This window comes from Photobacterium sp. GB-72 (assembly GCF_003026095.1).
Classification (GTDB): domain Bacteria; phylum Pseudomonadota; class Gammaproteobacteria; order Enterobacterales; family Vibrionaceae; genus Photobacterium.
The window spans coordinates 75969-88506 of sequence record NZ_PYNV01000007.1 but is presented as its reverse complement, the minus strand read 5'-3'; the positions used below and the strand labels follow the sequence as shown (position 1 = coordinate 88506).

At 41.4% G+C, this 12538-nt stretch carries 9 protein-coding genes; 6 read left to right on the top strand and 3 right to left on the bottom strand.

Translation table 11 applies throughout. From position 1 onward, the window contains the following. Positions 1-5: 5 nt before the first annotated feature. Positions 6-3224: a carbamoyl-phosphate synthase large subunit gene (gene carB, locus C9J40_RS10080; protein ID WP_107207273.1), complete on the top strand. Its 3219-nt coding sequence runs from the start codon at positions 6-8 to the stop codon at positions 3222-3224. Positions 3225-3714: 490 nt separating this feature from the next. Further along, positions 3715-4563 carry a magnesium transporter gene (locus C9J40_RS10075; protein ID WP_107207274.1) on the top strand — a complete coding sequence of 283 codons (849 nt, stop codon included), beginning with the start codon at positions 3715-3717 and terminating at the stop codon, positions 4561-4563. 90 nt (positions 4564-4653) lie between these two features. Here C9J40_RS10075 and dacB read toward each other — a convergent pair whose 3' ends face one another. After that, complete coding sequence (dacB, locus tag C9J40_RS10070) at positions 4654-6057, bottom strand: serine-type D-Ala-D-Ala carboxypeptidase (RefSeq protein ID WP_107207275.1); 1404 nt, start codon at positions 6055-6057, stop codon at positions 4654-4656. Between the two features lie 160 nt (positions 6058-6217). Beyond that, the gene (locus tag C9J40_RS10065) at positions 6218-7273 is read right to left on the bottom strand and encodes a porin (RefSeq protein WP_107207276.1); all 1056 of its coding nucleotides are present in this window, start codon (positions 7271-7273) and stop codon (positions 6218-6220) included. 574 nt (positions 7274-7847) lie between these two features. On the opposite strand from C9J40_RS10065, the gene greA reads away from it, so the two are divergent. Continuing rightward, positions 7848-8321, top strand: a complete 474-nt coding sequence (gene greA / locus C9J40_RS10060; RefSeq protein ID WP_107207277.1) for a transcription elongation factor GreA — start codon at positions 7848-7850, stop codon at positions 8319-8321. A 123-nt stretch (positions 8322-8444) separates the two neighbouring features. Here the strand turns inward: greA and yhbY are convergent, their stop codons facing one another. Further along, the gene (gene yhbY / locus C9J40_RS10055) at positions 8445-8741 is read right to left on the bottom strand and encodes a ribosome assembly RNA-binding protein YhbY (RefSeq protein WP_045128373.1); all 297 of its coding nucleotides are present in this window, start codon (positions 8739-8741) and stop codon (positions 8445-8447) included. Between the two features lie 212 nt (positions 8742-8953). On the opposite strand from yhbY, the gene rlmE reads away from it, so the two are divergent. The 3 genes from rlmE to folP all read left to right on the top strand — a co-directional run bounded on the left by rlmE (position 8954) and on the right by folP (position 12489). Further along, positions 8954-9583 (top strand): 23S rRNA (uridine(2552)-2'-O)-methyltransferase RlmE, encoded by a 630-nt coding sequence (gene rlmE, locus C9J40_RS10050; protein ID WP_005369560.1) that lies wholly within the window; start codon positions 8954-8956, stop codon positions 9581-9583. A 49-nt stretch (positions 9584-9632) separates the two neighbouring features. Then, positions 9633-11588: an ATP-dependent zinc metalloprotease FtsH gene (gene ftsH / locus C9J40_RS10045; protein WP_107207278.1), complete on the top strand. Its 1956-nt coding sequence runs from the start codon at positions 9633-9635 to the stop codon at positions 11586-11588. 67 nt (positions 11589-11655) lie between these two features. After that, complete coding sequence (gene folP, locus C9J40_RS10040) at positions 11656-12489, top strand: dihydropteroate synthase (protein ID WP_107207279.1); 834 nt, start codon at positions 11656-11658, stop codon at positions 12487-12489. The last annotated feature ends 49 nt before the right edge of the window (positions 12490-12538 follow it).

The following is a 12538-nucleotide window of genomic DNA, read 5'->3' as shown; positions in this document are numbered from 1 at the left end:
AAGAAATGCCAAAACGTACTGATATAAAAAGTGTACTAATTCTAGGTGCTGGACCGATCGTTATCGGTCAGGCCTGTGAGTTCGATTACTCTGGTGCACAAGCTTGTAAAGCACTTCGTGAAGAGGGTTACCGCGTTATTCTGGTAAACTCTAACCCTGCGACTATCATGACTGATCCTGAAATGGCTGATGCAACTTACATAGAGCCAATTCACTGGGAAGTGGTACGTAATATCATTGCTAAAGAGCGCCCTGATGCGGTACTACCAACCATGGGTGGTCAAACCGCACTTAACTGTGCGTTAGATCTTGAAAAATATGGCGTATTAGAAGAATTCAATGTTGAAATGATCGGTGCAACAGCGGATGCAATTGATAAAGCTGAAAACCGTTCTCGTTTTGACAAAGCAATGAAAGCCATCGGCCTTGAGTGTCCTCGTGCTGATACTGCAACAACGATGGAAGAAGCTTACAAAGTTCTCGAAATGGTTGGCTTCCCTTGTATTATTCGCCCGTCATTTACTATGGGTGGTACAGGTGGCGGTATTGCATACAACAAAGAAGAATTTGAAGAAATTTGTTCGCGCGGTATCGACCTATCACCAACCAATGAATTATTGATTGATGAATCACTGATTGGTTGGAAAGAATATGAGATGGAAGTGGTTCGTGATAAGAACGACAACTGTATCATTGTGTGTGCAATTGAAAACTTCGACCCAATGGGTATTCACACCGGTGACTCAATCACAGTCGCACCTGCGCAAACACTAACAGATAAAGAATACCAATTAATGCGTAATGCATCGCTTGCAGTACTGCGCGAAATTGGTGTTGAAACCGGTGGTTCAAACGTCCAGTTTGGTATTAACCCGAAAGATGGCCGTATGGTTATCATCGAGATGAACCCACGTGTATCTCGTTCATCGGCATTAGCATCAAAAGCAACAGGTTTCCCGATTGCAAAAATCGCGGCAAAACTGGCGATTGGTTTCACCCTTGATGAACTGATGAATGACATCACAGGCGGCGCAACACCGGCATCATTTGAACCAACTATTGATTACGTAGTAACGAAAATTCCTCGCTTTAACTTCGAGAAATTTGCTGGCGCTAACGATCGCTTAACGACACAAATGAAGTCGGTAGGTGAGGTTATGGCGATTGGCCGTAACCAACAAGAATCATTACATAAAGCACTACGTGGCCTAGAAGTTGGCGCGAACGGCTTTGATGAAATGGTTGATCTTGATGATCCAAATGCGATGAGCAAGATCCGACATGAACTGAAAGAAGCAGGTGCTGAGCGTATTTGGTACATCGGTGATGCTTTCCGTGCGGGTATGTCGGTTGACGGTATCTTCAATCTAACTAACATTGACCGTTGGTTCTTGGTTCAAATTGAAGAAATCATCAAACTTGAAGAGCAAGTGAAAGCTGGCGGTTTTGCAGGTCTTAATGCTGACGTATTACGTAAGCTTAAGCGCAAAGGTTTTGCAGATGCACGTCTTGCTAAATTATTGGGTGTTAGCGAAGGCGAAATTCGTAAACTACGTGATCAGTTTGACATTCATCCTGTCTACAAGCGTGTAGATACGTGTGCCGCTGAATTCTCATCAGATACTGCTTACATGTACTCATCATACGATGAAGAGTGTGAAGCAAATCCAACGGACAAAGACAAAATCATGGTACTGGGCGGTGGTCCAAACCGTATCGGTCAAGGTATCGAGTTTGACTACTGTTGTGTTCATGCATCACTGGCGCTACGTGAAGATGGTTATGAAACTATCATGGTTAACTGTAACCCAGAGACTGTATCAACTGACTATGACACATCAGATCGTCTGTACTTCGAACCTGTAACACTTGAAGATGTACTGGCTATCGCACGTGTTGAAAAGCCAAAAGGTGTGATTGTTCAGTATGGCGGTCAAACACCACTGAAACTCGCTCGTGCACTAGAAGCGGCAGGTGTGCCAATTATCGGTACAAGTCCAGATGCGATTGACCGCGCAGAAGATCGTGAGCGTTTCCAACAAGCCGTTGACCGTTTAGGTTTACTGCAACCAGAAAATGCAACGGTAACAACGATGGAGCAAGCGATTGAGAAGTCGCGTGACATTGGTTACCCATTAGTGGTACGTCCATCGTATGTACTTGGCGGTCGAGCAATGGAAATTGTTTACGACGAGCAAGATCTACGTCGCTACTTCAATGAAGCGGTAAGTGTTTCAAATGAATCACCTGTACTACTCGATCGTTTCTTAGATGATGCGGTGGAAGTAGACGTTGATGCAATTTGCGACGGTGAGCAAGTGGTGATTGGCGGTATCATGGAGCATATCGAGCAAGCGGGTGTTCACTCAGGTGATTCTGCATGTTCACTGCCTGCTTATACCCTAAGTCAAGAAATCCAAGATGTGATGCGTGAGCAGGTGAAGAACCTAGCGTTTGAATTAGGTGTTCGTGGATTAATGAATACCCAGTTCGCCGTAAAAGATAACGAAGTGTACCTTATCGAGGTTAACCCTCGTGCTGCACGTACCGTACCGTTCGTATCTAAAGCGACAGGTGCACCGCTGGCGAAAATTGCAGCGCGTGTAATGGCTGGTCAATCACTTGAATCACAAGGTTTTACCAAGGAAATTATTCCACCGTATTATTCAGTGAAAGAAGTCGTCCTACCGTTTAACAAGTTCCCAGGTGTTGATCCACTGTTAGGCCCTGAAATGCGCTCAACAGGTGAAGTTATGGGTATCGGTAATACGTTTGCAGAAGCATTCGCTAAAGCTGAATTAGGTTGTGGTAAAGAATACCCTGAAGGTGGTCGTGCGCTATTATCTGTTCGTGAAGGTGATAAGCAACGTGTGGTTGATTTAGCTTCTAAGCTAATTAAGCTTGGCTACCAATTAGATGCAACACACGGTACAGCAGTTATTCTTGGTGAAGCGGGTATTAACCCACGTCTAGTGAACAAAGTTCATGAAGGTCGTCCTCATATTCTTGACCGTATCAAGAATAATGAATACACCTACATTGTAAATACTGCATCGGGTCGTCAAGCGATTGAAGATTCAAAAGTACTTCGTCGTGGTGCGCTAGCTGAAAAAGTTAACTACACTACAACTCTAAATGCGGGATTTGCAACATGTATGGCGCATACTGCGGATGACCGCAATACAGTGTCTTCAATTCAAGAGCTTCACGCACGTATTAAATAAGTATTACTCACTACGAAATAAAAAGCCGAACGTTAACGTTCGGCTTTTTTTATTGTTAAATACATAATCACATATAACTCATTGAAATTTTATATCATTAGTTTAATCAGTTGCTGTTCAGATTTATTAACGTAAGATACTGGCGTCGCAGCAAGCGATACATTCTTCTTGGAGATTTTAATGAACAATACCGACCATCCCCCGAGTATGAAGCTGGAAAATTAGCTTAGGTAACGGTATTAAATAGTATATTCCGTGCTGCTAGGCTCGGAGTCATGTCTCGTAACCCACTTTTTTGAAATTATTCATTTTCGACATCTCTCCTGTAATTTTCCTCTTTATTTACTTATCAATAATATGAGCTTTAAATCTATGTTTACCACAACAGCGCGACTGTATTGTTATGTGGTGCGCTAGGGTTTATTGCAAATGTTAATGTGGTGGTCGTTACCTTCTCTTTCTAGAGAGACAGCTAATCGGGAGATTCGCCATGGCGGTAATGAATTATGCAGCTTTTTCAGCAACAACCCATATTGCGCAAAAAGAGGCGTTAGCAGTACGTAATGCATTTTTAAAATATGATCTAGTTGAACAAGCGCAATTATTGGCAAAAATGCCAGTCGTAGAGGCTTTAGCTATGTTACAGGAATGCCCATTGCGGCATGTGCAAATTTTATTAGATCGTTTAGATGAATTAGAAGAGGACATACGAGCCCGCCAACTAGCCAGTGGTTTAGGGTTAATTTGCTCTGAGGTTGAACCGAGCGGGCATTATTTAGAAAATAGTGTCTTAAACCATGTTAAGGAACGCATAGGTTGGATTGTAGGGCTGGCTTTAATGGGAATTGTCTCGGGCTTAATTATCTCTCACTATGAAGATACCCTGAGTCAATTAGTCCTACTTGCGATTTATATGCCGGTGATTGCAGCTGCGGGGGGGAATGCTGGCTCGCAGGCGGCAACACTGGTTGTGCGAGCATTGGCAATGGAAGAAATACGCTCAAAAGATTGGTTATTGGTGCTTTGGAAAGAATTTAGAGTTGCGATTATTATCGCGCTGAGCCTTGCAGTCGTGATCATTGGACGGGTGATTTTTTTTAGTGGGGATGTTGTGTTACCTGCAGGAATGACACTAGACTCGATAGCATTTGCGATTGGGATAGCCATTGCTATTCAGGTGATTATTTCGACTAGTGTTGGTGGGGTTTTACCGATGCTAGCGAGATCATTAAATCTCGATCCTGCGGTATTAGTCAGCCCTGTCTTAGCTTCAATGGTCGATATCACGGGGATGGTGATTTACTTCAAGACAGTCAATTGGATGCTAGGCTTCGGTTAGTAAGATTGTTTGTATTAAAAAAGCCGCTATTGCTCGAATATTTCTAGTTGAAAGTATTTAATAGCGGCTTTTATCTCTCAGGTCTCTTATTTAGTCGTTTTTATACAGTGAGCTATAAAGTTGCTTTTCAAATTGGTAAATAGGCGGTAATGCTGCTTTTTTACCGTCATGCATATGTGGATAGTAATTCGTCACTAGCTGTACAAAGAGTAGTGGTTTACCGTTGTGGGTCTTAATCACACCTGCAAGGTTATAAGTTCCGAATAAAGAGCCACTTTTAGCAATAACCTTACCTTTTAACGGAGCATCACGAAGACTGCGACGGTACTGTAACGTGCCACTTTTACCTGATACGGGTAAATCGTTCATTAAACCTAATTTAGGGTGGTTATAAATGTAAGTGACTACTTTCATTAAATCACTTGCTGTTAAACGGTTGTTACGCGATAAGCCTGAACCATCCACCATCACGGTATCAGAAAGATCGATACCAGCTTTATCTTTTAGTATCGCCTTAATTGCTTCAATGCCATTGGTGTAACTACCGGCTTGGTGGTAATACTTGGCACCAATGGTTTTGGCAATGTTATCGGCAAATAAGTTATCAGAGCGCTTCAGCATAATATCAAGCAGCGTTGATAATGGGGCTGAGCGATGTGTTGCAATGATTTTACCGCTGACTTTATCGTTACGAAGTACCTTACCGTTTAACTTTATCCCTGCGCGCTTAAGCTCTTGTTGAATAACTGCAGTTGAATACAAGGTTGTGTTTTGTACTGCAAATTTAAGCGGTAGAGGCTGTTTACGAGGTTGGATACAGCCACTAATTTGATACATATTACGATCATTCGATGTCATTGAAAGCTGACAGTGCTGCTCTTTTTGCTGTGCTTTTGACACCACAATCGCAGAGGTTTTTACTTGAATTGGCTGGTGGCTAGGCACATTTACGCGTGTAACGTCACCCAAAGATTTATTGCTGTATAGCGCACCTTGAACACAGTTGTGCTCTAAGCTGATACTACTTGATGGCGCACTATAGCAAGAGCCTAAAATATCCCAAGGCCAACCAATAGCACGTTCATAGCCAGTAAAATGTCCACCGTTTAAGTACAGGTTACCTTTAATCGTAGCTATGCCTTGCTGTTTTAGTTGGCGAAGTAAATTGGCAATATCGCTGCGTTTAAGTGTTGGATCGCCATTAAATTTCAAAATGACATCATTACCTTTCGTTTCAAGGTAAGTATCAAAGCGGAAGTTATTACCGAGATATAGCTTTGCGGCAAGGGCGGTGATCGTTTTTTGGGTACTTGCAGGGGCTTGTAATTCATCTGCGCGTTTATCGTATATAACTTTGTTGGTGGCTGGGTTTACAATAAGAAGCGCGACATCGCTCCCTTTGGGCAGGTGTTCGATAGCTTGCTGAGGTAAGAACGCAGCAAAAGAAGAAAAGGTCGTTGCCATTAAAGCGGAGCAAAGCAATTTTTTAAACATGTGAAGGCATAATTTTGGTTAAGAGATAGGCCTTAATCATAACGTTTATATGAGAGAGGGTAAAAAAAGAGAGGAAATAAAGAATAAAACTGACACAAAAGTAATAAAAAACGCCGACCGAAGCCGACGTTTCACTATATGTTGCTTTTAATCACAAGGATTAGAAGTCGTAACGAGCACCTAGAACGAATTGGTCAGATGCTGCAACTTTACCTACTTCGTTCTTATTAAGCATGTTGAATGTGTAAGAAGCGTAAGTACGGAAGTTGCTGTTGAAGTAGTAAGTAGCATCAACTGCAGCTGCATTTGCTAGCTCATCGTATACATTGTGAGCGTTTTCATCTTTCATGAAGCCGTAAGTAGTCGTGAATACAGTTTTACCCATAGTGTACGCTGCTGCGAATTCGTAGCCTTGAGTATCTGTTACATCGCCAGTTACTAAGTTAGTACCGTCGCGACGACCGGACTTGTATAGACCACCGAAGTATAGATCGCCCATTGTGTAAGATGCTACTGCGAAAGTTTGCTCTGAACGTGCTTTGTGAGTATTCGCGTTACCAAGTTGGTCACGTTGCTCGCCGTAACCAGCACCTAGTGCAAGACCTGTATCAGCTACTTTGTATACAGCACCTGTTGAGAAACCGTGTACGTCTGTTTTGTTACCAGCTGTATCATAATCAGCGCCAGCGAAAACGTAGTTAGCTTTGAACGTTAGATCACCAAATGTACCAGCGTATGCTAGGTTGTTAGTTGTACGGTCAGCTACTGCTAGCTTAGTACCACCAACAACAGAGCCAGCGTATGCCATGATATCAGTGAAATCAGTTAGCATACCTAGAGAGCCGTCAGCCTTACCGTAAACAATTTGACCGTATTGGTCGCTGTTTACACCAGCATACATGTAACGGTTTTCGTCATCAGAATTGTCGTCTTTGAACTCACGCTCGTAGAAACCAATACCTTGAACGCCATCTGCGATTTGTGTTTTCGCATCAATGTTTACACGTACACGTGAAATATCAGTTACTTCATTTTGTGTTTTTTGTAGTGTTGGTGCTACTGCATTATTTTCAGCTTGCTCAGAAAGAAGAGCACGAGCTTCTACACGACCGCCGATAGCAAGAGAAGATGTATCATCTGAATAAACTTGTGCTGCTGATGCTGCGCCAGATAGAGTTGCTGCTGTTACTGCTAAAGCAATAAGGTGCTTGTTCATTACCGAATCCTTTTTTAAATTTTTATGTGTTGCATTTCTATGCCAAATGCATGCTGTTCTTTTTACTTGTGTCTACTGATTTATGTTAGTAAAAAAAACTGAAAAATACCTCATTAGTATGTCTTTTTTGTTTTTTTTAGTTTTTATTGTTAATTTAATCAGTGTGTTATGTCTATCGATAAAAGTTCTAAATTAATTTTATTTTTTAGTTGTATTTAGGTAATCAATGGAAAATGCCTGAGTGAATATTTGTATAAATATTGTTGAAGTGTGAGATTATAACTTTTCTCAATGAAAAAAAGGTGGTAGCGAGAGGCTTATTTCTTTGGTGAATGTTTTAACTATTGATTTGTTACTATGAATTATTGATATAGTATTTTTAGCATATTCATTGTTTTTGACTGTTATTAAAACGAAAAACAGATTAATGACGTAACGAGGATGATCTCTTGTCCATCTTTGTTTAATATGATAAACATCGTGACATATACACTGTTAGCTCAATCACGATTGGGCTAGCTTTTTTATTTCCTGAAATTGGCGTGCGCTATCAGGTTATTGAGGTAATTTATTTATGGAAAAAGTGCCAATGACTGTACGTGGCGAACAAAAGCTACGTAGTGAACTTGAAGTATTGTTGAAGCGTCGCCCTCTTATTTCTCAGGCGATCGCAGAAGCACGTGAGCTTGGCGACTTAAAAGAAAATGCGGAATACCATGCGGCTCGTGAAGAGCAAGGTATTTGTGAAGCGCAAATTCGTGATATTGAATACAAACTATCTGTTGCTCAAATTATTGATGTAACTACTATGCCAAATACAGGCAAAGTGATTTTTGGTACTACAATCACTTTGCTAGATTTAGATACCGAGAGTGAAGTGACATACTGTATCGTGGGTGATGATGAAGCGAATATTAAGGAAAACTTAATTTCAGTGAATTCACCAATTGCACGTGGTTTGATCGGTAAGATGGAAGGTGATGAGGTTGCGATTACCACGCCTGGCGGTCAAAAAGAGTTTGAAATTGTAGAAGTGAAATACATCTAATAATTTTACTGATGATTATATTCATCAGAAAATATAATCACTAAAATAGGTGATATCGATTAGTAATTAATGCATTTTTTTGTATTAATAATAGATACAAAAAAGGCCGCTAGGCGGCCTTTTTTATTTACGAGGAAGCTCGATTTTACGATCTTCACTCTGGCGGTAAAGAACTAACGTTTTACCGATAACCTGCACTTTTTCAGCTTTAGTTTCGCGAACGATAGCGTCGACGATTAAAACTTTAGTTTCACGATCTTCAGTAGCAACCTTAACTTTGATCAATTCATGATGGTTAAGTGCAATTTCAATTTCAGCCAATACAGCTTCTGTTAGGCCGTTTGCACCCATAAGTACAACTGGTTTTAGATTGTGAGCAAGACCTTTTAGGAATTGCTTTTGTTTGGTGCTTAGATTCATGATGACTCTATTTTTTTGGTTATTAGGGTTGAAAACGTGACATTCTACCGCCATCTAGACTAGAAGACTAATTTGTTTGCATTATGACAGCATGAAAATTTGTAGTGTTTGAGTTGTACTGCACATTTTGATTGTACATTTTAATGAATTAGATGCGATAAAGCCTTTGGCAGACGTATACTTAACAAGTATCTCAACTCATTAGGTTAGGCATGAGTAGAAAAAAACAATCCGGCAGTTCTGGCCGCTGGCTAAAAGAGCATTTCGACGATAAATATGTTCAGGAAGCACAAAAACGTGGTTATCGTTCACGTGCTTTCTTTAAAATTGAAGAAATTCAGAACAAAGATAAGTTATTAAAACCGGGCATGACAGTGGTTGACCTTGGTGCTGCACCAGGTGGTTGGTCACAATATGCGGCAGAAATTGTAGGTAGTGAAGGACAAGTCATTGCTTGTGATATTTTGCCAATGGATTCCCTTCCAGGTGTTAGTTTCCTGCAAGGTGATTTCCGAGAAGAGGCTGTGTTAGATGCACTATTGGACCGCATTCAACCAGATATGGTTGACGTGGTGATGTCTGATATGGCACCTAATATGAGTGGTAATCTTGCATCCGACCAACCGAGAGCGATGTATCTTGTTGAGCTTGCATTAGATATGTGTCGACAAGTACTTGCGCCGAATGGCAGTTTTACGGTAAAAGTTTTCCAAGGCGAAGGCTTTGACCAATATCTAGCTGAAATTCGTAGTATGTTCAAAGTGGTTAAAATTCGTAAACCAGATTCCTCGCGAGATCGCTCGCGTGAAGTCTATATTGTGGCTACAGGTTACAAACTGTAGTAATCTACATTCATCTTTTAGTTATCGCGAGGTTAACACCTTGAGTGACATGGCAAAAAACTTGATTTTATGGTTAGTCATTGCCGTTGTTCTTATGTCTGTATTCCAAAGCTTTGGAACCAACAGTAGTAAAGCAAGTGGTCAAGTAGACTATACGACATTTGTCCGTCAAATCGGTCAGGATCAGATAAAGGAAGTGCGATTCAATGATCGTGAAATCACTGTAACCAAACGTGATAATGCGAGCTATGTAACATACTTACCTGTCGCTAATGATCCTAAGCTGTTAGACGATCTAATTAACGCTAACGTAGCTGTTTCTGGTACACCACCTGAAGAGCCTAGCCTATTGGCTTCAATCTTCATTTCGTGGTTCCCAATGCTTCTATTAATTGGTGTTTGGATATTCTTTATGCGTCAGATGCAGGGCGGTGGTGGCAAAGGTGCCATGTCGTTCGGTAAATCTAAAGCGCGTATGATGAGCGAAGACCAAATCAAAACAACGTTCGCCGATGTGGCTGGTTGTGATGAAGCGAAAGAAGACGTTAAAGAACTGGTTGATTACTTACGTGATCCAAGCCGTTTCCAAAAGCTAGGTGGTAAAATCCCAACAGGTGTGTTGATGGTTGGTCCTCCTGGTACAGGTAAAACGTTACTTGCAAAAGCGATTGCAGGTGAGGCGAAAGTACCGTTCTTTACTATTTCTGGTTCTGACTTTGTTGAAATGTTTGTTGGTGTTGGTGCATCTCGTGTGCGTGACATGTTCGAACAAGCAAAAAAGGCTGCGCCTTGTATCATCTTTATCGATGAAATCGATGCGGTAGGTCGTCAACGTGGTGCTGGTGTAGGTGGTGGTCACGATGAGCGTGAACAAACACTGAACCAGATGCTAGTTGAGATGGATGGCTTCGAAGGCAATGAGGGTATTATCGTTATTGCTGCAACGAACCGTCCTGACGTACTAGACCCTGCATTACTGCGTCCTGGTCGTTTTGACCGTCAAGTAGTGGTAGGTCTTCCTGATGTACGCGGTCGTGAGCAGATCCTTAAAGTTCACATGCGTAAAGTGCCACTAGATGGTGATGTAAATCCATCATTGATTGCTCGTGGTACACCAGGTTTCTCTGGTGCTGATTTAGCAAACCTTGTTAACGAAGCGGCATTATTTGCTGCCCGTGGTAACAAGCGTACTGTTTCGATGGTTGAGTTCGAATTAGCGAAAGATAAGATCATGATGGGCGCAGAGCGTAAATCAATGGTTATGTCTGAAGATCAAAAAGAATCAACTGCGTATCACGAAGCAGGTCACGCAATTATTGGTCGTTTAGTACCGGATCATGATCCTGTATATAAAGTATCGATTATTCCACGTGGTCGTGCGCTAGGTGTAACGATGTACTTACCCGAGCAAGATCGTGTAAGTCACTCTCGTGAGTTCTTGGAGTCAATGATTTCAAGTCTTTACGGTGGTCGTTTAGCTGAAGAATTGATTTACGGCGTAGATAAAGTATCAACAGGTGCATCAAATGACATTGAACGCGCAACTGATATTGCACGTAAGATGGTGACTCAGTGGGGCTTCTCTGAGAAGTTAGGTCCATTACTTTATGCTGAAGATGAAGGGGAAGTCTTCCTTGGTCGTTCAGTTACACAAAGTAAGCATATGTCTGATGACACTGCAAAACTGATTGATACTGAAGTTCGCACCTTAATTGATCGTAACTATCAACGTGCTCGTCAAATTCTAGTTGATAATATGGATATCATGCATGCAATGAAAGATGCATTGATGAAATATGAAACTATTGACGCAGGTCAGATTGATGACTTGATGGAACGTAAAGCAGAAATCCGTGCACCGAAAGGTTGGTCGGATAATGACGATACAATGAAACCATCAGGTAAAGAAGCACCTGAAACTGAATTAGCACCTGATGAGCCAATTGGCGATGGTATTGATGCGTTGACGAAAGAAGACGATACCGATACAAAACCTCAGGCTTAATTTAGCGTTGAATAAAAACCCTGGCCTTGGTCAGGGTTTTTTTTATCTTAATAAAATGGAATAGCAGATGCAGTTAACCAGTCGTAATAAAAATTTAGAACTATCTACCCCACAGGTCATGGGAATTTTAAATGTTACGCCAGATTCATTTTCTGATGGTGGAAAGTTTAATCGTATTGATTATGCGCTCAATCATGTGGAAAGCATGCTGCAAGCTGGCACATCCATTATTGATATCGGTGGTGAATCAACGCGACCTGGTGCTAAAGAGGTGGCACTTAGTGAAGAGTTAGATCGCGTGGTACCGATCATTGAAGCTATTCGTCAACGTTTTGATTGTTGGATTTCAATTGATACCAGTAAAGCTCAGGTCATGAAAGAGGCGGTAAATGCAGGGGCAGATCTGATTAATGATGTACGTGCGTTGCAAGAGCCTAATGCATTAGAGGTTGCCGCAAAAGCCAATGTGCCGATTTGCTTGATGCATATGCAAGGCCAGCCTCGTACAATGCAGCACCAACCGAATTATAATCATCTTATTCAGGATGTTTCTGATTTTCTGAGTGAGCGAATTTCAGCGTGTGAAAATGTTGGAATTTCACGTCAGCAGTTGATCCTAGATCCTGGTTTTGGGTTTGGTAAAACGCTTGAACATAATTATCAAATGTTAGCGAAATTTGAACAATTTCACCAATTCGGATTACCTGTATTAGCGGGGATGTCTCGTAAATCAATGATATTCAATTTATTAGGTAAGCCACCTGCTGAATGTCTCGCGGGAAGTTTAGCTTGTGCTACCATTGCAGCAATGAAAGGTGCGCATATTATTCGAGTTCATGATGCTAGAGAAACAGCTGAAGTCATGAAAATTTATAATATGGTACTGCAACAATCGAAATAAAAGTGAATTGTGATGTGTCATTAATTTGTTCGTCACTGAAGTATTCAAT